This is a genomic window from Paenibacillus endophyticus (assembly GCF_014192395.1).
GTDB classification, from domain to species: Bacteria; Bacillota; Bacilli; order Paenibacillales; family Paenibacillaceae; genus Pristimantibacillus; species Pristimantibacillus endophyticus.
In genome coordinates this window covers 31,254-55,065 of the sequence record NZ_JACHXW010000012.1, presented here as the reverse complement: position 1 = coordinate 55,065, position 23,812 = coordinate 31,254, and the positions used below count along the sequence as shown (strand labels likewise).

Sequence of the window (23,812 nt, the reverse complement as noted above, 5' to 3'; positions counted from 1 at the left end):
CCTTGGTCCAGTATATCGGTCGTCATTTCTCGATTGCAATCACACGTTACTGCTTGACCAAGATGGCGATTTCTTCGGCTCGTCTGTATTGGGAAAGCTACGCGACATCGATCCGTATGTGAATGCACGGACTCGCGCCATGCATTCATACCCCTTGTAGTCCCAGCATCCGGTGCATGCTGTCACAATGAAAATACTTAGAATAAGTTGAACAATTATGTTTCACTAGGAATCGAAATTGTATTTTTTCTAATCTTTGTGAAAGCTTCATAATATCATCCAATAGAAATTAAAAATGCAGCCCCTAAGTTTAAGGAGCTGCACTTCATTGTTATTCGAAAACGACTCGCTTGCTTAGGAGTCCGAATTTCAAATTGATGAATATGGAAGATAGGACTACGTCAAGTATTTTCCCGTGATGGACTGCACAGCGTGAACGATCTGCGGAGGCGTGCCCTCAAAAACAACCTGTCCCCCCTTGCTGCCCCCATCCGGTCCAATATCGATGATCCAATCCGCGTGGCTGATCACATCCAGATTGTGCTCAATGACGATCACCGTGTTGCCGGTATCCACGAGTCGGTTCATAATTTCCAGCAGGTGGCCGATATCTGACATATGTAGGCCGGTCGTCGGCTCGTCCATCACGTAGATGCTGCCCTTCTTATGAAGCTCGCTTGCCAGCTTGATACGTTGGCATTCTCCCCCCGAGAGCGTACTGAGCGGCTGGCCGAGCGTAATGTAGTTCAGACCTACGTCGCTCATCGCTTGGAGCTTGCGCACAACTTCTTTTAGCTGGAAAAATTCCAAAGCTTGCTCGACTGTCATCTCCAGTACTTCTGCAATGGACTTGTCGTTCAACTTGTATGCGAGTACCTCTTCCTTAAACCTTCTTCCTCCGCATACTTCGCAAGGCAGCTTCACGCTATCAAGGAATGCAAGGTCTGTATACACAACTCCCAATCCTTGGCAGTTCTCGCATGCTCCCTTGGAGTTGAAGCTAAACAAGCCTTGGTTCACCTTGTTCGCAGAAGCAAACGCCTTGCGCACATCATCCATAATGCCCGTGTAGGTCGCAGGATTCGAACGTGTTGACACGCCAACCGACGACTGGTCGATGACGATCGCATCTGGATGGTTGCTGAGAAATATGTCGTTAATTAACGTACTCTTGCCTGAGCCAGCGACACCTGTAACGACGGTGAGAACTCCGGTCGGAATATCAACGCTCACATTCTGCAGGTTGTGCAGCGTAGCATTCTTAATGGAGAGCTTGCCGGTGGGCTGCCTGCTTTCAGACTTTAGCTTGAGTGGTCGCATCATATGGGTTCCCGTCAGCGTACCTGATTCCAGCAGTCCTTGGTAGCTTCCTTCGTACATGATCGTTCCGCCACGGCTGCCGGCATGAGGCCCGACGTCAACGATATGATCGGCGATCTTGATTACATCGGGATCATGCTCGACGACAATTACGGTATTGCCTTTATCGCGCAGCTTCTGAAGCAATTCATTTAATCGATGTACATCACGAGGGTGCAAGCCAACGCTAGGCTCATCGAAGATGTAAGTGACGTCTACTAGACTGCCGCTCAAGTGCTTCACCATCTTGACGCGCTGCGACTCGCCCCCAGACAAAGTATCTGTCTCGCGATCCAGCGTTAAATAGTCAAGTCCGATATCGACCAGATGCTGAAGCCGATCCGTCAGCGTTTTGATGACCGGTGCGGCGACAGCATTGTCAATCTCCCGAATGACACGGATAAGCTGTCCGACCTCCATGGAGGATAGTTCAGCTATGTTGTGTCCATCAATTCTGCAGCTAAGTGCAGCCTGACTAAGCCTTGCGCCTCGGCAGCTGGAGCAAGGACCCTCGGAAATATACGGCGCAACCGTCTTTTGTGTGCGTTCAGACTTCGTCTTCACATCCTGCTTGATGTATTTGTTCGTGAACTTCTCAATGACGCCTTCCACTGTAATATTCATTGCTTTTCCGGCGAAATCCATCTTAACTTTTCTTGCCTGAGCGTACAGCAGCTGATCCAATTCCTCATCCGAAAAATCACTCAGCTTCTTATCGAGATCGAAGTCCCCCGACTGCATGATCATGTTCCATTCCCAGCCGCTCACTGAATAGTCCGGCAGCATAATCGCTCCTTCATTCAATGACTTTGACATGTCAAGCGCCTTGCTCATGTCGACGCCTAGTTTGCGACCGATCCCGTTGCATTCCGGACACATGCCTTGCGGATCGTTGAACGAGAACATGTTTACGGGTCCAATATTGGGCTGGCCCACTCGAGAGAAGAGAAGACGGAGAATAGGCGATATATCGGTAATTGTGCCCATCGTGGAATGGGATCCGCCGCCCAGGCGCTTCTGATCCACAATAACAGCCATGCTCAAGTTCTCTAGCGCATCTGCATCCGGCTGAGGAACACGCGGCAAAAAGTTGCGAACGAACATGCTGAAGTTTTCGTTAAGGAGACGCTGGGATTCAGCAGCGATGGTGTCGAATACGATCGATGATTTGCCGGATCCGGATACGCCGGTGAAGATCGTGATCTTTCGCTTGGGAATGCGCAAGGAAACGTTCTTGAGGTTGTTTTCCCTCGCACCTGAAATAACAATATACTCTTGATTGTATTCATTCATAGGTAACATCCTTCCAATCGGTTTATTTGCTGCTAAGCCAGATTGTCATAAGCAGACTTAAACCGGCTGCAAAATGTATGCAGCCGGTCTATATTGTTTTGGGTCAAGCTAGATTCAACTATGATTACCGATAATGAAGCAATTGAAAGGATTGGTGTTGCAACGAATATGCTTATTGAGCCAGCACCTTTTCAAGCTCGCCACACCAATTGCTCCAGCCATATTTAGCTCCTTCGTATCCTTGGGCATTCGTTATTCCCGTTTGCTCGAGATGAAGATTTATCTTTCCGTCTCCTAAATCCTGCAGCGTCCAGGTGACCGTATGCTTCTCCTCACCGACGGCCCAAGTATAGGATAATCGGTCTGGCGCGTCCACGACAAGCACTTCCCCGTCAATAATGCCGTCCCAATATTCGGATGGCTTATTGCGGAACTGGAAACGGTGTCCTACGATTGGCTCAAAATCATTTTCCAATACCCATTTGGCAAGGGTTTCTGAATTCGTTAAGGCTGTCCAAAGCTTCTCGATTGTTGTTTTGTATTGAAAATCCAAAGTTAGTGATAAACTCATTTTTCTTCCTCCTCCAATAGTTGGTTCAAGCGCATCATATTCATGCTCCAGAATTTGCTGTAGAAAGCCACCCAATCATTAATCTCTTTGAGCGGAGTGGCGTTAAGTCTAAATCTTGTTTCTCTTCCGATTTTTCTGTCAAGCACCAGCCCGGCCTCTTTGAGAATTGCCAAATGCTTGGATACAGCAGTTCGGCCCATCTGAAACTGTGCTGTCAACTCATGAAGCGGCAGATCATCTACCTCTGCTAACAGACTGATTAGTCGGCGCCTAGTTGGATCTGCAATCGCGTCAAAGACATCTCGCAACCGGTTGTTATCGCTCACAACACCCTCTCCTATGTATTATTACCAAGGGACAGCCGTTAATGTTACAACCTGCTTAAAGGATACAGCTCTTTGGATGCAACGCCCACAAGGCGATAATTCCCAATTAGACACCGTTTAGTGACATTTTTATTATAGGACACCGATTGGTGTCGTGTCAACAACGTTTTCAAATTCTATACCTACATAAATCCCGGAGGGAGCTTCCCCGCCAGGAGGTTGCACTCTAGATAATCGAGATATTTCCTGCTTCTGTTAGGAACGAAAAAGGAGAGCAACAGCTTTAGCAGTTGCTCCCCATTCAAGCGTTGTGTATGCAAATAGGTTTATAGGAATGGTAAAATAGCGTTGGCGTAAGCTTGAGCGCCTTTCGGATTCGGATGTCCCATCGAGGCGCGTTTGCATATTTCCATTTCTAGACCCGTACAACCGGCTTCCGTGCAGGACACCAATCTGTCGTCTGCTATGAAATCCTGCGGCGATAGATCCAAATTAATGCCGAACAAGTAAGGATCGTTGGTAAGCGCTGCATGGTCGGGTCCAAAGTTAGGATTGGCGAAGAAGATTCGAGGAGGCGTATTCAATTCTCCATTTTTGCGGTCGATAACCTGTTGAAGGTACATCTTAGAATCACTTTCCAGCTTCTCGCAGCGATTACAAATGTATTCGAATTCAACTAGACCGAATACGCCTCCTGCCGTACCTCCTCCTGCTCCTCCTAATAATATGCCGAGGGCGATCAGCAGTGCTTCGACAGCTGCAAGATCACTCTTGCGAGAGATAGGCGCATAATATCCTGTGACGATGACTTTGGATTCTGGATAAAGCTTCGTTACTTTGTCCAGCAGCTTATACATACTTTGATTAAAATGTTTCTCGAACAGTACATCCAGATTCGTCGGATTGAAGGGATCCATAACGGTTCTAACGTCAACATCGTTCATCCCGCCATCAAGTAGAATCAGATCGACTTTATCTCTCCGTTCGCTGAACAGGTCGCACTGCTGTAGAATCGTCGGATAGGACGTAGGCACTTCGCCGCTCACTGGCGCAACTATATTGAAATCGCCGTCACCGATGGTTGCTCCAGAATGTGCCAAAACACTCGTATACTGCTTGATGTTTCCGTTATTGGCTTGAATCGCAGCGCCAACTAGCGAGTAGAATTTTTCATGCTCCTGCATGCCTTGGCCCCAACTGACAGAATCACCGATCACAAGCATATGAAAAGTCTCAAGCTCCAACTGAAGCGTATTTGACATTGTGCCGTCCGAGAATCGAACCTTTAAGGTGACGCTTTCGCCTGATGCATTAATCTCCGTATCGGAAGGACGAACCATCGTAAACTCGATATGAGCCGAGTTGATCACACGGACATCCGGCATTTCGAAATCATTAACGAGTACGATAGCTCCTTCCTCGAAGCTGCTTCCCTTCAATGTAACCTTCATGCCCGGTTTGATGCGGGGAAGCTCATCTGGCTTCCGTGCTTCCATACCTTCCTGCTCTATATTCATAATTTGAGGCAGTATATAAATGGAAGCGCGATTAGATAGCGTTGAATCGGCCTGACGGGCCTGAATAGTACGCGACCCCCCGTATAGAGCGGGCACCGTAAACTGCAGGAGTGTATCGCTGATCACTGTCGTAGCTGCTTCTACTCCATCAATTATGATTTTATCGCTCATTGCGAAACGTTTCCCCTCTACCGTTACTCTGTCGCCAGTTTTAACATAAAGAGGGTTGACATGTGCAATCGCAGGCTCTAGCATTTTAATTTTGAAATCATCGGGATGAATATCGTAGAAGCTTACCGGATTAGGTAGGACGCTTCCGGGCCAGCCGTATGGACCCTGATAGCCGGGAGCTCCGGGACCTCCAGGCTGGCCTGGCTTCCGAGATCCTGGACTGCATAAGCCTTTCGAATCTCCTACGTCTCCGCCTGGACCTCCGTTACCGGGAACGCCTGCAAGTCCTCCCGCACCGGCACCCCCACCGTTAATCTGGATATCGAATCCGCCTCTAAGGTATTGCTGAAGAACAGCCTGCGGTGCATATAAGCTCAGCCTGCCTCCTGTTCCACCATTGCCGCCAGCGCCGCCGCTGCCAGCCAATCCGCCATTGCCGCCATTGCCGCCAGCACCTGCGCCCGCTTTGCAAAAACCCGCCCAATCGAGAACAGACGGCTTGCCTTTCCCGCCTCTGCCTCCGTTCCCGCCATTCTGTCCTTGCCCGCCTTGTGTGCCATCCTGGCCACGCAGATCAAATCGCGGCCTACCTGACATATCGAGCACCCATACCTCAAGCTCCGGTGCGGATGCGCCGTCGTATCCACGGTATCCGGTCCAGCCAGGCGTACCATCCGTTCCTGGAATGCCAACCAGCGACGTAGACATCGGAGCACCAGCAGGTGTATACGGCGCTGGAGTAACTTGCGGTGGAATATTACGGAAAGGACGCTCCCAGCTGAATGTGACCTCATCCTCGACGATTAGCTTTTCAGCGAGGATAATGAGGTAGCGATGCGGATACTTCAAGACGATGTTCGTTCCTTTAGTGAGAAATACCTCTGAGCCGACCCAGTACGCCGTATCGATCGAGATATCGGCTCCAGTTGCCAGTGCAGGCAACGATAATAAGGCATTGTCTTTGCTGGTGAACGGAATCGCGCTCAAGATATCTGCCTGACCGCTGAAGGTCCTTATTGTTGGCGAACCTTTTTGGCTGGAGACGAAGCGGGTCGCAGACTGAACCATCGTACCACCGCTAATAATGCTGGCTCCCGGCTTCGTTACGCCTGACTGAGGAACGATGGTGCCGCTGATTCGCAGAGTGCCTAGATTGGAAAGTGAGGATATACCTTTCGCTTCAAGCAGCGCTTTATGATAGGTTAGCCTGTCATTTACCATCTGTGGTGCTGCTGTGAATGTGCCGGCTGTCAGATTCGCCGTGAAAGCGTTCGTTTGCATACCACCATTCGAATTGTTTCCATAAGTACTTTTAGACATTATAATTAACTCTCCTTTTCATGGGGAAAATGTTGTGTGAAGCTCTGCTTGCTAAGCATTAGATTCATCTTGGTATTTATCGGAGTTGATATATGAAGACGCTGCTCCTCCTTTCTGGCAATAGAAACGCAATGGTAACGCCTAGCCCCATCAAAATACGGTTCACAGTCTTGGAGTCATTAGAATTGTAAGTTGTTTTTCTAGCTGATTCACGATTGTGCTATTTATTCCCAAATTGGCCTCTTCTGTTCATGTTCATTATGGTATAGGTTTCACATGTTGAGGAGGATGAACTTTTTTCACCCCTCCCTTTACTTTACAGCTCCACCGATGCCTCCTTTCACAATTAGCGGGGATGATATCTTGGTTATTGTTTAAAGTTGTTTTAATTTGTTAATGGAATGGCTAAAAAAAAGTTAAAAACCCAACTCAGACTGAGTTGGGTTTCTTTTAGTGTGTATGCTGACGTGATTAATGTACGGTATTGAATCCAATGCTGGATATGTATCGTTAGGTGTGTCTAGCCCGTTGAAATATCTTTAAAAATGGCTGTTGCTGCTTTATTCCCGTTATGTGAAGTAACGGCTGCGCCTACAAATAATGATGCGTTATAATCAAGCGTTATCTAACTATATGGTTTCCAATCTATACCATCAGAACTGTACCAAGAAATAAACGCATTGTTGATACGTTGCAGTCGCAACCAGGTGTTTGGGTAATTGACAGGGAACGCAGCCGGTTCCGATGTATAATCTTCCGGATAAATGGCTGCACTATCGCCATGGTTCGTATCGCGATATTGAAACTCATATCCGCCATTGTTCTTGTTCCGAGGGCTGTTATCTGGGAACACAACCAAATAGGCATGAGCGCTATCCGGCTCCAAGGTTGCATTATTCAATGATTTGTTCAGATATAGTTTCAAAATATTGTATAACTACCTCGCGGAATGCATCCGCTGCCTTAGAAATGTAACGGCTTCGATGCCATATTAAAGCGATTTCTCGTACTAATTCATGATTGTCCACCTGAAGATATTGGATAGAATCCATTGAGTACTTTGCCGTGCTTGGAATGAATGCGATGCCAATTTCTGCTTCCACAAGATTGCTCAACCTTGCAGGTTCATCACCCTCATACACGTATTTTGGTGTAAATCCAAGCCTATTGCAAATCGAGTCCACTAGATCGCGAGTGCCGTAGCCTTTTTTTACGCCGACAAACCATTCTTCACTTAGCTCTGTTAAAGATACGCAGCTTCTTTCTGCCAATCGATGTCCCTTTGGAACAGCTACAAGAATCGGGTCGATAAAGACGATTTGACATTCAATGTCATCGCCATAGATTGGAGGCGATGATAGGCAGAAGTCGACCTCTCCTCTATGCAGCCTCGCAACCATTTCCTGCGTGGTCAGCATTTGGACATGATATTGGATATAGGGCCACTTTTTCCGGAACTCCCGAAGAATATGCGGCAGCGTACTTGCAGTGGTTACTGCTAATTCAAGAGTACCCTGCTCTGGGCTGGATAAGTCACTAATCTCCTGCTTCCCTTGCTCCAATTCAAACAATGCCCTCTCCGCACGGCGAAGGAATCTGCTTCCGAACGCATTCAACCGCAGATTCCGCCCAATTCGATCGAATAAGGGAACTCCCAAATCCTCCTCCAAGCGTTGAATCGTTTTACTTAATGACGATTGAGTAACATGTAGACTTCTCGCGGCTTCAGTTACATGCTCCAGACGTGCTACTGCGAGAAAATATTTCAGTTGAAGAAGTTCCACCCTGCTCGCTCCATTCATTCCCTTCAGTCTATGGAATCATAACATAAAATGCGTTGGAATCAATAAATGATTTCAAGTACGATGAGATGAATAGACATTAGGAGGAACAAATATGAATGCTCGCAGCAGGTGGCTGTTAATTTCCGTAGGGCTAGGGGTATTATTGAATCCGTTAAATTCATCGATGATTGCTGTTGCTATTGCAAGATTGCAGAAGGTGTACCAACTGGACTTTACGGTCGTTTCGTGGATTATCTTTTCTTTCTATATTGCGAGCGCTGTCGCTCAACCCGTTATGGGGAAAGCCAGTGATTTATTCGGACGCAAAAAGATATTTCTATCTGGACTTGTTGTAGCCTTTGCCGCATCTCTGCTAGCCCCGTTGTCACCAAACTTTGGGTGGCTTATCGTATTCCGCATTGTGCAATCCATTGGTACAAGCATGATGGTTTCAGTTGGAATGGCTATCGTCCGCATTCATATTACAAAGAAGCAAGCGACGGCGTTGTCCGTTTTATCCATATTCCTATCAGGAGCGGCGGCCATTGGTCCTTTTATTGGCGGAGTATTGATTCATTGGTGGGACTGGCAAGCTATCTTTCTCGTCAATGTCCCGTTCGCAGCGATGAGCTTTTTGCTGGCTTGGCGGAATATTCCGAAGGATGAATCGTCCTCAGTGTTGCCCTCCAACATGACCGTACGAGAGTGGCTAGCATGGTTGGATGCACCAGGGATTCTGCTCTTTGCTATAGGTTTGGTAGCTGTTCTAGTTGGATTGCTGTCAGCAAAATCAGCTGGGCATGTCTCATCTATGCATATGATAGTCGGATTAATAGGAATCCTCTCATTGGCAGCTTTCGTTCGACATGAGTTAAAAGCTGAGGCACCTTTTATTCCATTACGAACATTCGCCAAGTATCCTGCAATGACCTCGGTCAATGTCGAATTTATACTCGTTAACCTCCTTTATTACTCGCTCTTTTTTGGGCTTCCGTCTTACTTACAAACGGTACGACATGTTAGTGAAATCCATACGGGATTGCTCATGCTAAGCTTAGGCTTGTGCTCGCTTATGGTTTCACCAATAGCTGGTCGATGGATTGATAAAGCAGGAACCCGGCCAGCATTATTGCTATCCGGAGTGCTAATGACACTTGGTTCATTATGGTTAGTGACATTGAGTCAAACTTCACCGGTTTTCAGTGTTTGTTTGGCGTTAGCTGCATTCGGCATTAGCAATGGATTGAACAGCGTAGGCATGCAAGCAGTCTTGTTCAGAAGCGCGCCAAAACAAATGATCGGTGTAGCATCTGGCGTATTTATGACATCGAGATATATTGGAACTATTCTTTCCTCCTTGCTTCTAAGCATCATCATGGGAGATGCGTTCAACGCTGGGGGATTTAGATTAATAGGTGTTATTCTATCGTTCATCGCAATCATCTTGGTATACATGAGCTGGCGACGCAGGGAGCCAATGAATCAATCCGAGGAATCGTAGCATCGAGCCTGTTATTCTGCATGACAAATCCAACCGGAAAAAATGCCAGTCGTGTAAAAACGAGTGATAGTATTAAAGCCAGCTTCGGCCAGCAGCTGTTCGATTTGTTGTTCAGGAAGGAAGGAAAGTGTCGACAAGATTTTTTTAACCATCTCATCTACCTGGGACCAATCGCGTCCGCCATCTAACCAAAAGCTTTTCCATACGTTCAATTGGTGATGAAGCTCCGTGCTGTCTCGGTCTCCGCAAGCACTGACCAGGACGAATGGAGCTCCCTGCTTCAGATTATTTTTAATGGTTCCGAGCAGCTTTAGCTTCTCTTGAACATCGTCAATGAAATGAAGCACTAAGATACAGCTCGCAGCATCAAACTTCGAGTCTGCGGGCGGCAGGCGATCTATCGGTCCATGGATAAGCGTGACACGGCTCATTAAGTTTAGTTGAACGGCTTTATGCTCGGCTATCTTAAGCATGTCTTCAGAAGGATCGACTCCGGTGAATAACCATTTTGGGTTAGTTGGTCCCCATGCGGTTATCTCATTGCCTCCGCCTGCGCCGACTATGAGCACTGTTGCCTCCTTTTCACCTAATTGAGCGCGATAATAGGATTGAATCATCGTAAACAGCGCATCATACGAGGGGATTGAGATACGTGCGTTTTTGTCGTAAGCAAAAACCATTTTTGAATCATTAGTTATTTCTTCAGTCATTGTTAGCCTCCTAATGTACAGTGAAATCTATTTCGCAGGTCATTATGCGTCAGTCATGCACGAATAAATTATTATTAGTGACATAATAGATTCTCAATGTCTATAATTTGTTGAAAAAGAAACGGAGTCTTACTCCGTTTTAGACAGCTTCGCCAAATCGGCTATTTTTGTGTGCAGCAGATGCTGCTCCATCTTTCGCTCGGCTTCGATGACCACTTGCTGAATCAGGCATTCGCTTCCGTGATCCAAGCTGCATTCAAACAAAGAAGCTGAACCTTCGATCGCATGGATGATATCGAGAAAGGAAATTTCATCCTGATTGCGTCTAATCCGGTATCCGCCATTTGCACCAGGCGCGGATTGTATTAATCCTGCCTTGACAAGCTTCGTCATCATTTTAGACAGATAGGTCTGTGAAACACCTAACTTCTCAGCGAGTAATTGAACGCCAACAGGCTTATTAGTCGGCGCTGCTGTCAGATAGAGCATCACATGAAGTGCATAGTCGGTCGCCTGGGAATATTTCATTGTGCACCTCCATTAACGACTTTAAGAATCTATAATAACGCTGATCTTACTGCAAAGCAAGCAGCAATTGTTACATACGCGAGCTTGCCGTTTCTGAAATTAGTTAATGAAGCACAATTTGCTACAAAAACTTATTGATAAAGCGGAGCGATACGTTCAATTCGATTCGTCCAGATTACGCCTGAGAAATCCGAAGGCAGACGCTTGATGTCATCTTGCGTATCGAATCCGCTGGAGAAATCGCTCCCATCTCCGCCGACCACGATAACGCGGTTATCCGCATTGTCCATCCGATTCAAAAACTTATTGGGCCATCCCCATAACAGTGGGCCGATCTTCTCAGGTACATGAAGTTGGCTGTTTGCGCAAGCTTTGGGAACATAGCCAGTCCATCCCACGGCCATATTCGGAAGCAAACAGCTTTTCATCGTAGCTTTTGACATGACCCGCATATCAGGCAGCTTATTTTTTAATTCGGCGATCGGCTCGTCTCCACCATACACAGCTAACAAGCTTCTGCGCCGCTCAGTCAACTCAGACAAATATTGCGCCAGGAGCTTCCCTTCTTTCGGATCGTTGCTTTTGATATCAATCAACAGCTGGTGATCCGGGAATCGTTCGAGCACCTCAGTCAAAGAAGGCATCAGCCCAACCCCTTTGCCGCGGAATGGGAAGGTGTTCCCTCCGTCTGCGGTATATCCATAACCGATATCGAGCTTTTTCAGCTCGTCCATCGTATAGTCACTGGTAACGTCTGCCTTGTTCGTCCTGCATGCAAGCGTCCAATCGTGAAACACGGCGAATTGGTTGTCCTTCGTGATGTGGATATCGAATTCGACGATGTCGGCCCCTGCTTGGAAGGCAGCATCCATAGATGAGATCGTGTTTTCTAGGTAGGGATGTTCGGGCTCATTTATGCGCTCGGCCGTACAGGTATCGTTCTCGATCCCTTCCATCGAGAATGTTTGCGCAAGCCCGCGATGCGCAAGCAGGCTTGGATCTCCATCGCGATTGCTTCCAAACCAGCTGTTGTTATTGACGTAGATCAATACAATCAGCATCGCGAGTGCAATAAACCATTTGCTTCTCAGCAGCTTTCTCAACCTATTCATGGTCTGTCCCCTTTATTTTCATTCCGTCTTGCAGCAATTTCATTCATCTTACAGCAAAGTATATCAAATTCGAATACGTATTGCGTTGCCCTTCATCATTTTTAATTCGTCGGTCTTCGAGCAAATAAGCGAATAAAAGGTCATGCTATTTGTTTGCGTATAAAAGTTATGAACCAAATAAGAACCAAATTTCCCGAAATAATAGGCATTTATGTCGTGAACATAAAAAAACAAGCCGAGGATTATCCTTGGCTTGTTGAACATCGTTATCGCTTCGAATGTCGTCTTCTTGGTGTGAACAAAGCAATGTCCTTATTCTATTGCACAATTGTATTCGCGATGATCGCTAAATCAGCAATGTCGATGACGCCATCGCGGTTAACGTCTGATTTTTTAATTGCATGCCAATCGGCGCTCGTCGAATTTTTGCCATAACTCAGAGCTACAATGGCGAGATCGCCAATGGTAACTTTTCCATCCGTGTTGATATCATCTGGCGTCGAAACGTGAACGGCGTTCTTAAACGCATGCCATGCCTCGCTTAAGCCAATAACAGCTTGATCTATCTCGGCTTGCGTCTCTGCGGTTTCGGACACGTCGATGGCGGCAGTGATCGCAGTATTCAATGCGGCTTTCGATCCGATCGGATATTGTCCTGGCGCACTGCCTTCCACAGCAGCGTCCAGTGAAGCCTTTGCATCAGCAATTAAAGCGTTTAATGCTTCTTTGTCGAGGTTAGCGCCACTCGTTAATTCCACGCTATAGCGAATTGGAGTCAGCGAGGTTTCTACGCCTGCTGAGTTCGCCAGTACGGCGCGTGAGAGCGTAATCGCAGTGTCTTTGGATTCTTTTAACGCTTTCCAGTTTAGCTGCAGCAAGTTACCGTCGCTGTTGACAGGATGCTCCGAGCCTTCGCTCGCAAGCAGAATCCGAACTTGACCAACGGTTTCGGCGTTGGAATCAATGACAATCATGCCTTCCCTCAGAGATTCAGCCGAAACAAACGCTAGTTTGTCAGAATCATAGTTGAAAATAAGATCCTGTGCATAAATGGCTTCTTCAGGTTTAGCGGACACATGGCTTAATCCATAATGCACCTTCAGGTTTGTGCCAACTTGAGCTTGAAATTGCCCCGTTAGCGTGCCGGTTAACGCAGTCTCAGCAGGTGGAAGCGGGTTCGGCACGTCTGCTTTGTACATGGCGATAAAGTCCAGATTTACATTCCCGACGCTGTCATTGTCAATGCGATAGCTGATTACATTTTTTCCCGCTTTTAATGACAGACGCTCGGAAGCTGTGAACCACTCCTCCCAGCTGATTGCTGTTTTGTCAGGCATGATCGTTTTGGCAGGAACACCATTTACATATACATTGATTTTTGCCCGGGCAGGCCATTGTACTGTAGGATTGTTTGTTGATTCGCCGTCTGCCTGCACCCCATATGCGTATCTAACCCCAACGATATAATCGCCAGCTTCTTCCGTTTGAACGACAAAGCTTGCTTCAGCCCCGGACTTCTTGGGCAAGTTGATATAGCCGGTGCCTTGATAATTGCCATATTGGTTATCTTTGGTTATAGAGCCGTAATGAATCGCATCCTCGGCTTGGTACATATCACCCAAACCTAAATCACCGGAAGGCAAGTCTTGCCATTCATAAGGAGAAATAGGCGTTCCAAAATCAGGCGTTCCGTCGCTATTCCAGGCGATTTGCTGCAAATTCACTTGACGCCACCAATTGCGGCCCGTATCCTTGTACACCCTTGAATGGTAAATCATCCAATCTTCAGTGCCGTCTACGGATTTCACGAATCCTGCGCGGGCTGGACCAGAGACGTCACTAGTGGCGACAAAAACATCGTTAGTGCGCGACCAGGAATCTGGGTTTAGGAAATCGCCATCGGTATTCGTGAAATAGGATAACCGATATCCATTTGATGCGTAGTCGCCTTCCGACATCGTAATAAACACTTTTCCGTCCCTTTGCAATACACGCGGTCCTTCACCGCCGCCGCCTGGCAAGAAAGAACGATCGGCTGTAATCGTGTAAGGATTATCCATTGGAGCAATCGCTGGGCCGATGGGCTCTCCAGAGCCTAAAGTGCCCCAAACCGCATACAGCTGCCCATTGTTTTCAAATACGGTGAAATCATTGGCTTGTTTGTACACGCCATTCTCGCCGGCATACAATGCGCCTTTGTCCACATATTCGCCTTGGGGATCATCGGTCACGGATTCAAGGACGGTTGCCATATGCTTGAAGCCGTAATCTTTAAGATCCGCACAATAGTAAATATACCATTTGCCGTCAAAGAAAAAGATTTCAGGAGCAAATATACGAGTTTGCGTCCCTTTAGAATCAAACACCATCACCTTTTCGCCTTGATCAATCAGCGTACGGGATTTGGACACGTATACTTTATTATTGGAATCCAAATTGCTTGAAGAAACGAAATAATAAAAGCCGTCTTTATAGGTTACGAAGGGATCCTGTCCTTGGTATAACGGGTTATTAAACTTGCCGGATACCGATGAACTCGTTACGCCCATCTCGCTCATGAAACCCGATCTCGCTTTGGATACGTTTTCAATTCCTTCAATAAGTAATGCTACCTTATCTTGATCCTCCAGCTCTTTGCCTTCAATCGTAGTTAACAAGTCTATGGCCGAGTTTTTTGCTGCGATTAAGTTATCGTATACGCTTTCGGTAACATTGGATGAAAAGTTTGCTGTTAAGTAATCAATTTTCACAATCTCTGCGGACAAATTTCCTTTTTTGGTTGCAATCGTTCGATCGGGTGGCAAATAGAGCGCAGATTCAGGTACGATTTCTCTGTTCTGGCTGGCGCTTTCCCATTCCATCCGAAGCCAAGTGCCGCCCCATCCTTGCAAATATTCGACTTTAATGTCGTAGTGCTTGCCCGCCTCTAATGCAATAGGCGTGCTGACCTGAGGAACCTCCCAGGTTTGCTTCCAGAAGTCTATAATTAACTCTCCATTAATCCAGACTCGAAACCCGTCGTCACCTTCCATATGGAAGGTATAGTCTTCCGTATATTTCGGTACTAGCGTACCTGTAAAACGTGCTGTATTATAATCAGGCGTTCCTGATAATTGGTTAAAAATACTTCCAAAGGAATCGCCATTCAAATTGCTGACCGCCCTCTCTCCTCGAAAATCATCGAAAGTAAACACAGAAATGTCTTGGCGATCAATCGGGTTTCTTTCACATTTGAAAAATTCGCCCAAAAGCCCATGGCCATCCATCGTTGGATCCGCGGCATATGCCTTGCCTGATGTATAAATCAAACCCGAAAACAGGACTATCGTCATCAGTAATCCTATCGTTTTTTTCATCCGTTATCCTCCAAATTTTTTATTTAATGGGATGCTCGTTAGACGTACGGGTACTCATGCAGGTGAAAGCTGTGTGGCGAAATGTTATTAATGTTTTATCATTTATTTCCTCCTTTTCCAGTATGGATTTCCTCATCAAACGTAACATATTTCAAAAAAGATATATTTATAAAATCCCGTTGTTTTATATGATTTTCTATCCATTTTTGTTTAGAGCTGATGCGCTGCATGCGGATTCGCGATAAAAGCAAGCGAATATAAAAAAACCGCCGAATCGGCGGTTTAGTACCAGCTGTCTATTGGAGGTATAGCTTCGCATCGGTTATTGGTTAAATTCGCTTGCCATGCTTATGCCTTGCTGCGGCTGATGAAGAGCAGAAGAAATGAAATGACTATGATAGCGATTGTCCAAGCCCATGCCATGGGCGCATTTCCTGAATCAACCGCAACGTAAATGGCAGTCGGCAGGGTCTGTGTTTTCCCGGGTATATTGCCAGCTATCATCAAGGTTGCGCCGAATTCACCAAGACCTCTTGCAAAGCCTAGAATATAAGCTGTGCCAAGCGAACGATAGGCCAGTGGAAGCGAAATATATCGGAATACTTCCCACTCACTTGCGCCCATTGAACGGCTTGCATCCTCCAAATGACGGTCAACAGCCGCAAAGCCTACCTTCATGGTCTGGTAAACAAGCGGAAAAGAGACGACGATCGCTGCAATAACGGCCGCCCACCAAGAAAATACGATCGGAGCATGAAACATCCATTCGATCCATTCGCCAAGCCGGCTTCTGCGTCCCAGCAATACGAGCAACAGGAAGCCGACAACGGTAGGCGGCAGTACCAGCGGCAACATGAATAGCGTCTCAAGCGCCGTTTTACCTTTGAATGAGCGGCGCGACATCCACCATGCGGCTGCTACGCCAAGCAAGAGTACGATCATGCTCGAGAGCAATGCAACCTGTAAGGAAAGTCTTACAGGCAACCAGAAATCATGCCAGTTTACGGAAGCCATTATAGGTTTGGAACCGTAAAGCCGAATGTGGCGAATACATCGAGCGCTTCTTGTGTTTGCAAATACAGGTAAAGTTGCTCAGCTTCTTGGCTGTGTTTCGTCGCTTTAACGATTCCCATTGGGTACTGAATCGTTGGATACGTTTCTTTATCTACTGAAAATGCGATTTTAACTTTATCGGATGTCAACGCATCGGTTTTGTACACAAAGCCGGCATCCGCATTTCCGGTTTCCACATATTGCAGCACTTGCCTTACATCTTTCCCTTGAACGGCCTTGGGCTGCAAAGAATCCCAAAGGTTAGCTTTAGTCAAAGCTTCCTTCGCATAGTTCCCTGCCGGCACGCTCTCTGGAATGCCAATGGCGACGGTTTTTACGTTCGCCTGAGAGAGGCCATTGACATTTTCAATCGTTGCAGCCGCATCAGCAGGTACGACGACGACAAGCTCATTATTCAATAAATTAATTTGCTTTGTAGAATCAATGAGCTGTTTATCTACAAGTGCTATCATATTTTTGACCGCTGCTGAGAAGAAAAGATCGGCAGGCGCACCTTGCTCGATTTGCTGTTGAAGCGCTCCGGATGCACCGAAATTGAAGTTTAATTTGATATTCGGATGGTTTGCTTCATACCTTTTTTGAATTTCAGTTAAGGCATCTTTCATGCTTGCCGCTGCGGAAATGATGAGCTCAACAGACTCTGCAGGTTGTTCGGACGGAGCTGCTGTACTTTCAGCCTGAGCGTGATTCGAAACGGCATTCGTTTTCATATCTTCTGCTGCACCGCAGCCAGCAAATACGAGCATCGTTGCGAGGATAATAGATATGAATAAATAACTTTTTGTTTTTTGATGCATAAATGCTCCTTCAAATGTATGTTTAATTATAATTAGATCTATCTAAAATGAATTTTAAAGATAAATCGTTTCTTTTATACATGCAATTAACAAAACGCACACATTCTAATATGGTACAATGAAAACGATATTTATTAGAAAAGCAGCCAATAAGGAGGAGCATCATGTCCAGCGATGTCTCATATACGACAGAAGATATTGCCAAGCTTCTGCAAATCTCTAAACTTACGGTTTATGATCTTATAAAAAAAGGCGAACTGCCCTCTTACCGTGTCGGAAAACAAATGCGTGTAGATCCTGCAGACCTGGAAGCTTACAAGAAAAGAGCTAAAGGCACGCAGATACAGGATCGCCATGGCCAATCAGAAGCTCCTATTCGTTCCGCAGCGCCGAGCTTAAACAATGGCTTACGTCCTATCGTCATTACCGGGCAGGATCTTAGTCTGGACATTCTAGCGAAGCATTTGGAAAAAAGCAATGCTGGCATAAGGCCGCTTCGTTCTTTCGTCGGAAGCTTAGACAGTTTAATCTCTATGTACCGCGGAGAATCGGATATTGTCAGTACTCATTTGCTGGATGGGGATACGGGTGAATACAATTTGCCATATATCAAAAAGCTGCTTGTTGGCTCTTCCTATATGGTCGTTAATCTGCTCATTCGTAATGCCGGCTTTTATGTTCAGAAAGGAAATCCGTTGTCTATCAAAGGCTGGTCTGATTTAAGCATCTCTGGCTTAAGGATTTCGAATCGGGAGAAAGGCTCCGGAGCTCGCGTATTGCTGGATGAGCAGCTTCGGCTTCATGGCATTAAGGCTTCGCAATTAGCCGGGTATGCACTCGAACAAAGCAATCATCTTGGTGTTGCATCCCAAGTGGCATCAGGGCTTGCCGACGTTGGCGTCGGGATCGAGAAAGCGGCATCGATTGTAGGCAATGTCGAGTTCTTGCCCTTAATTGAAGAACGTTATGATCTCGTTGTACTCAAGACGGAAAGCAACCAAACCTGGATTACATCGCTCCTTCACATTCTCCGTTCGGATGAATTTCGAAATGAGCTTGGATCCATTTCAGGCTATGATCTGTCTCGGATGGGAGAAATCTTGCTTGAAACCTAACGTATGATGGTGTAAATGCTTGGAACGATTGACTAAAGCAGCTCCTTTCCACACTCATTAATACTGATTATGTCTAAATCATACTATTATTAATAAATATATATCTTCTCTCACTATAAATCAATCTAATTAAGTCAGGATATATTACACATTTCTTATACGAATGCTTATTCGACTATAAGAAAAAGCCTCTTTTCAATATCGAAGAGGCTTTTTCTTGTTTTTTTATGGAGGAGGCTTCCATAGTCCAGTTAACAAGGAAAATGGCGTACGAGGCTTTTCATGTATGAGAACGTGCCAATCGGAATCCAAGATCGTCGATGCGAAATGTCGGGTGACTGCGCCGGCGGCAAGTTGCCCCGCAGCCTCTTTCCGCTTCCGCCCAGCTTCCACCGCGAAAGATGCGGTAAGAACCGTATACTTGTTCATCATAAAGATCCCAGCACCATTCCCATACATTTCCGAGCATATCATATAGACCCCAGTCATTAGGGGCTTTCTTGCCTACTGGATGAATGCTGCCCTCAGCGTTTTCCTTATACCAAGCAATATGGTCGAGCTCATCATAACGGTAGCCTGTTGTCCCTGCTTTACAGGCATGCTGCCATTCGGCTTCCGTTGGCAGGCGGTATCCGTCTGCTTTCCCATCAAAGCTGATGGTTTCGCCGTTGCTGCTTGTAGAATAGCATTCTTTAAGACCAGCGATAATCGACAGTTGGTTGCAAAAGGAAATGGCGTCATTCCAAGAAATATTGACAACCGGATTATCGCCTCCGTCTGATGCATTCGTTGATGGATATGATGACGGATTCATAACAAGTCGATAGAAGTCAACGGTTACGGGGAATTTGGCTAGCTGGAACGACTTTAATTCTGTCGTCCAACGGGTCTTATTGCGATCATCCCTTAATGAGATTTCACCCCCCGGTATCGTAACCAGAGGCCAATCACTTATGCACTTGACATCATTGATCAAGCGTACTCCCTCCTCATTCTCGCATTTCAACCGATGCTAGCGCATCGCTTTAATATATCCTTCATGCTCGCAACTGTCCATATATTCCCTTATTCGGTACATGGCACAAAAAAAAGGAGGAGCACTATGAACGCCCCTCCCCCTATAATTATTGAATAACCAGTCCAAACCCATTCTGAATGTAATGGACATTCGGGTGAGCAATGTTACTGGTCGTTAAGTTGTTGAATGTCGCAGAGCCATTACCCGTATAGGTGTAAATAGCGGCTCCGGGATGCGGTGAGGTAAACCGCGAGGTTAAGACGCCGTCTCGGCCAGTGCCGTTAATATTTATGTTGTTGAACACGATGTTTTCAAAGCCTCCGCCGTAACCGAATTGGATGGCGCTTCGTTGCGTATTGATTATGTCGATATTGGTGAAGGTCACATTTTTGATGGAATCATTGGAAGCTTCCAAATCAATCGCACCGCGTTCGCCATTGTAAAGATCTCTGCTGGTACCGCTGTTAATTATGGTGGTATCCGAGAAAAGAATGCCCGTATTGTTTTGGAAATGGTAGCCCGGGAACACGGTGTTCATTCTTATGCCAGATCCACCAACCGTGTCGATAATGATGTTGTGAGTAGCCTTATGTCCGCCTCCGCCAAAGAATGCAATTGCAGCCGCACGCCAGTTATTCTCAATGGTATTAAACGAGAAGGTATTGTTTACACCTGCTGTCGCACCGTTGACGTTACTCGTCCATACGGCCAGACCATCGTCACCGTTGTTGCGTACACTGCTATTGCGAACGGTAGAATTGCTCGTTCCCTGCGCGAAATTAACGCCGTCGGCAAGGTTATTGCGAATACGGCTGTTCTCGATTACGAGGCCATCTGCATAAATAGCAGGCGTATGCGCATAGTCTCCCACCCAGAATCCACATTCAAAATGCTCAACCCACACATTGTGAACCTTTGAGTTTTTACCGAAATTGTCCATAAATCCTTTGTAGATGGCGCCTTCATGATAACGTGAGCGCAGCTTTGAATTCATGTAAATATGGCTGAAATCAAGCTTGCCCTCCACTCTGAACGAGATGCCTCCAGAAGCTGAGTTTGGATTGGTAAACTGAATATTGGTATGCCAGATACCCGCGCCAGTAATGGTTATATCATCGATCATGTTGCTGACTGATCCGATTTTCCACATATTCCCGATATGGAAGGTCCCCTCTGGAATGTAAAGCGTTTTTCCAGTTGCAACAGCGGCAGTTACCGTTGCTTCAAAGGCAGCAAGATCATCCAAGCCATCGTTCGCTACTGCACCGTATTCGGTTACGGACAGCGCGTTCGCCGGTTTTGCTAGGGCAGCAGGAACGGGCTCGATCTCAAGGAAATCTACGCCATACTCCAAGTTATCTGCATTGCTTTTCTGTATGCGAATCGTATCGCCTGGCTGCAAAGCGGAATCTAATTTCCAATGCACTTCATCAAAGCGGAATAACGGGCGGCCACCGGCTGGCGTATCCGCAGGCTGATCGCTTGAGAAGTATTGCCAGTTATAATAAGAAGTGAGCGGAATGGTTTTCGCTTTGACTCCATTTACGTAAACGTCCAGTGAGCCGCTCAGCCCCATGCCATCAGAAGAATCAGGCATCGTGAATCGCATGGTTACGCCTGCTCCGCCTTCCCCCTGCCTTACTGTCCATTGCAGGTAAGATCCATTGGAAGGCAGTGCAACGTAGCGTTGTCCGGAAGCTTCTGAAGCTGTGAGCGTTTGATCAAAGGTTGGGGCGGCTTGCAGGCTGGCACCGCCTCCTCTAGTTGCATCATCCGTATCGTATCGGCTATACGGCATGCTTGCTCCGCGTGCGGAGTAAACGACAAGATTGGAAGAGCTCGCGTTATTCGTCTGCTTGACCGCAAGCTCGTTTGTATCAGCAGCAACTGTGGTAGATACGGTGTAGTTGCCGGTAACGGCTGTCCACGTTCCTGGAATAGCGACATTGACAGATGCGCCAGCCGTTAAAGTTCCGGTGAACGTGCCATTATAGGTTTGAATCGTTGTGCCGGCAGCATTTTTCAAAACGACCGTGACGCCATGGGCACCGCTGCCCGAAGCGATATTCCCTTGGTTTTTAAGGTTAACATTGAAGGTTACCGTATTACTCGCGACTGGATTGCTAGGCGTCCATGTAGTCGTTCCGATCAGGTCGGAGCTTGCAACAGGCGCAACGACGAGTGACGATGTAGTTGTAAAACTGTTGTTGGAATCATTTTGTTCTATAATGCCATTGCTCTCATCTACTTTGGCATTGACAGAATAAGCTGCTGCGGCTTTCGTTCCGGCATCTACAGACACCGTTGTCGCAGCGCCTGCTGCCAGCAATCCGACAGAAGCGGTACCGGCAAGCGAATTATTCAGATAAAAGTTGACTGTAGTAGCTGCCGAGCTTGCGTTGCCTATGTTCTTAACGGTCGCGTTCAGAACAATCGCGTTTGTTTCGATCGGTGATGCTGGTGACCATATCACATCCGTTACAACTAAATCTGGGTTTGGCGAAGGCGTACCGAATACTTGGAATTCAGCGATCTGCCCTCCGGCAGCCCCTGAGTTAGCTGAGATGTTAAGCTGTAGCCGCTTAACCGTGGCCGTTATCGGAATCGTTACCGTATTCTGGGTGGCAGGGTTGAACGTATACGATTGTGCCGCTGCCAGACTGCTGAAGGTCGTTGTGTTCTGATTCGACCCTAGCACTTGAATCGTTTGGGTACGCGTGCTCCATGCTGATGAAGGATTTAGCTTTAACACGATGGAAGTAATGTCATGATTCGCTCCGAGATCAAGTGTAAGTATGCTTGAGCTGCCGCCCTCCCAGTAGGTGGCAGTATCATTGTCGTTTGCATTTGCAGCAATAAAGGATTGAGTAGTCGTGGTTGCATTAATTGGTTTACCGATTGCAATATTGCCGCCAGGAGGTGCCGACGGAGTTGTAGTTGGCGAGACCGTTGGTGTAGGAGTAGGTGTTGATGTAGGTGTTGATGTAGGTGTTGGTGTTGGTGTTGATGTAGGTGTTGATGTAGGTGTTGGTGTTGAAGTTGGCGTAGGTGTAGTGGTTGTTGTGGATGCTACGATGATTTGATCAAGATTAATATTTCCGGAATCTCCAGCATCATATTTGTAAGCGATGGTGTTGCTGCCGGCGTTCAATTGAAGCACTTCTACGCTAGTCCCCCACGTATCCCAGTTGGCAAGGCTTGGGAGCGTAGATTGCCGTATTTTCGTGCCATTGACGTAAACGCTGATGGATTTGGAGCTGCCGCTTGCATTCGCGTAGGTTAATGTTACATTGCGATTGCCGGCAGCTGGTGCATTTACCGTAAAGGTTGTCGCAGCACCCTGCGTCCAGTAACCATCTACGAAGCCAGTACCGGAATATCCGATGTGATCCGTATTGATTTTTGCCCCGCCGGAAAGCGCAGCAGATTCAGCCTGATACGTACCGGCAGGCATTGGCGTTGCTGAAGGCGTTGGCGTAGGACCAGCGCTGCCATAGATCTCAATTTCAGAAATTTGCGCTGCTGGCCAACCGGTATTCCCGGTTACTTCAAGGCGCAAGTAACGCGTGCTTGTGGCCGATAAGTTGATCGTAACGGAGTTATTCCCGGCGGTAGGATTAAAAGCATAGGCTGTCGAGCCAACGATATTCGCAAAAGATGTCCCGTTCATGCTGCCTGCGATAGACAGCGTTTGTGTCCGGGCACCCCAGTCCGCAGGTATTTTAAGAACGACCTGGTCAATGCTCGTAGAAACGCCTAAATCAACCTGAATCCATTGCGGGAACGCTTGGTTCGCGCTTTCCCAGTAAGTAGCTTGATTGCTGTCCTTAATATGGTTTGGACTATACGTTTGGGATTGGCCGCTAGCCGTAATGTTCTTGCCAAGAGTCAGGTTCGGTCCTCCTGCCGCGGATACGGGATCGAACGGACCGGCAGCGAGGAAAAAGCTTGATAGCAGCATTGTTAGAATAAGCGGCCATGCAACATACTTGTTGTTCATTATATGCCTCCTTAATAAGATGTTGATACGAGAAGTGCATGTACTTGTACTAGAATTGGTAACGTTTTCAATTAGAGAGATGCAAGCAGCGTTAGTTGCGTGATAAGCCTTCTCTCCCTTGCGAACATTTACGGCATAGCAGCTGCTCCCTCCTTTCTGTCACACATTCTCATTATAGAGAGTGATTTGCCAGAGCTATAAGATGCATTCCTACGGAAAATGTATGCAATTCCAAGTTATTAGGAATACCAGCGACTATA

15 protein-coding genes are annotated in these 23,812 nt (G+C 46.8%); 2 read left to right on the top strand and 13 right to left on the bottom strand.

Translation table 11 applies throughout. The features are described from left to right. Positions 1 to 396 precede the first annotated feature (396 nt). From FHS16_RS18895 to FHS16_RS18875, 5 genes are all read right to left on the bottom strand, one after another. Positions 397 to 2,652, bottom strand: coding sequence for an ATP-binding cassette domain-containing protein (locus FHS16_RS18895; RefSeq protein WP_183566055.1), 2,256 nt, complete (start codon positions 2,650 to 2,652; stop codon positions 397 to 399). A gap of 172 nt (positions 2,653 to 2,824) precedes the next feature. Continuing rightward, positions 2,825 to 3,223, bottom strand: coding sequence for an SRPBCC family protein (locus tag FHS16_RS18890; protein WP_183566053.1), 399 nt, complete (start codon positions 3,221 to 3,223; stop codon positions 2,825 to 2,827). Next, positions 3,220 to 3,549 carry an ArsR/SmtB family transcription factor gene (locus tag FHS16_RS18885; protein WP_183566051.1) on the bottom strand — a complete coding sequence of 110 codons (330 nt, stop codon included), beginning with the start codon at positions 3,547 to 3,549 and terminating at the stop codon, positions 3,220 to 3,222. Before FHS16_RS18885 ends, FHS16_RS18890 begins: the two co-directional genes overlap by 4 nt. A 326-nt stretch (positions 3,550 to 3,875) precedes the next feature. Then, positions 3,876 to 6,557, bottom strand: a complete 2,682-nt coding sequence (locus tag FHS16_RS18880; protein ID WP_183566050.1) for an SGNH/GDSL hydrolase family protein — start codon at positions 6,555 to 6,557, stop codon at positions 3,876 to 3,878. A gap of 893 nt (positions 6,558 to 7,450) precedes the next feature. After that, positions 7,451 to 8,341 carry a LysR family transcriptional regulator gene (locus FHS16_RS18875; RefSeq protein WP_183566048.1) on the bottom strand — a complete coding sequence of 297 codons (891 nt, stop codon included), beginning with the start codon at positions 8,339 to 8,341 and terminating at the stop codon, positions 7,451 to 7,453. Between the two features lie 112 nt (positions 8,342 to 8,453). Between FHS16_RS18875 and FHS16_RS18870 the strand changes: the two genes are divergently transcribed. Further along, entirely contained in the window at positions 8,454 to 9,842 is a 1,389-nt protein-coding gene (locus FHS16_RS18870; RefSeq protein WP_183566045.1) for an MFS transporter, read from the top strand. Between the two features lie 11 nt (positions 9,843 to 9,853). Here the strand turns inward: FHS16_RS18870 and FHS16_RS18865 are convergent, their stop codons facing one another. The 6 genes from FHS16_RS18865 to modA all read right to left on the bottom strand — a co-directional run bounded on the left by FHS16_RS18865 (position 9,854) and on the right by modA (position 17,419). Continuing rightward, positions 9,854 to 10,552: a class I SAM-dependent methyltransferase gene (locus tag FHS16_RS18865; RefSeq protein WP_183566042.1), complete on the bottom strand. Its 699-nt coding sequence runs from the start codon at positions 10,550 to 10,552 to the stop codon at positions 9,854 to 9,856. 129 nt (positions 10,553 to 10,681) lie between these two features. Next, a complete protein-coding gene (locus FHS16_RS18860; protein WP_183566040.1) occupies positions 10,682 to 11,080 on the bottom strand; it encodes an RrF2 family transcriptional regulator in 399 nt (132 codons plus the stop codon). A gap of 131 nt (positions 11,081 to 11,211) precedes the next feature. Continuing rightward, the gene (locus tag FHS16_RS18855; RefSeq protein ID WP_183566038.1) at positions 11,212 to 12,192 is read right to left on the bottom strand and encodes a glycerophosphodiester phosphodiesterase family protein; all 981 of its coding nucleotides are present in this window, start codon (positions 12,190 to 12,192) and stop codon (positions 11,212 to 11,214) included. Between the two features lie 317 nt (positions 12,193 to 12,509). Further along, a complete protein-coding gene (locus FHS16_RS18850; protein WP_183566036.1) occupies positions 12,510 to 15,548 on the bottom strand; it encodes a family 43 glycosylhydrolase in 3,039 nt (1,012 codons plus the stop codon). Between the two features lie 348 nt (positions 15,549 to 15,896). Further along, positions 15,897 to 16,562 (bottom strand): molybdate ABC transporter permease subunit, encoded by a 666-nt coding sequence (modB, locus tag FHS16_RS18845; protein ID WP_183566033.1) that lies wholly within the window; start codon positions 16,560 to 16,562, stop codon positions 15,897 to 15,899. Then, entirely contained in the window at positions 16,562 to 17,419 is an 858-nt protein-coding gene (modA, locus tag FHS16_RS18840; protein WP_183566030.1) for a molybdate ABC transporter substrate-binding protein, read from the bottom strand. Before modA ends, modB begins: the two co-directional genes overlap by 1 nt. 164 nt (positions 17,420 to 17,583) lie before the next feature. On the opposite strand from modA, the gene FHS16_RS18835 reads away from it, so the two are divergent. Continuing rightward, complete coding sequence (locus FHS16_RS18835; protein WP_183566027.1) at positions 17,584 to 18,534, top strand: substrate-binding domain-containing protein; 951 nt, start codon at positions 17,584 to 17,586, stop codon at positions 18,532 to 18,534. A 280-nt stretch (positions 18,535 to 18,814) separates the two neighbouring features. On the opposite strand, the gene FHS16_RS18830 is transcribed toward FHS16_RS18835, so the two are convergent. Then, positions 18,815 to 19,510 carry a formylglycine-generating enzyme family protein gene (locus tag FHS16_RS18830; RefSeq protein ID WP_183566024.1) on the bottom strand — a complete coding sequence of 232 codons (696 nt, stop codon included), beginning with the start codon at positions 19,508 to 19,510 and terminating at the stop codon, positions 18,815 to 18,817. A 148-nt stretch (positions 19,511 to 19,658) separates the two neighbouring features. Continuing rightward, positions 19,659 to 23,552, bottom strand: coding sequence for a discoidin domain-containing protein (locus FHS16_RS18825; protein WP_183566019.1), 3,894 nt, complete (start codon positions 23,550 to 23,552; stop codon positions 19,659 to 19,661). Between the last annotated feature and the right edge of the window lie 260 nt (positions 23,553 to 23,812).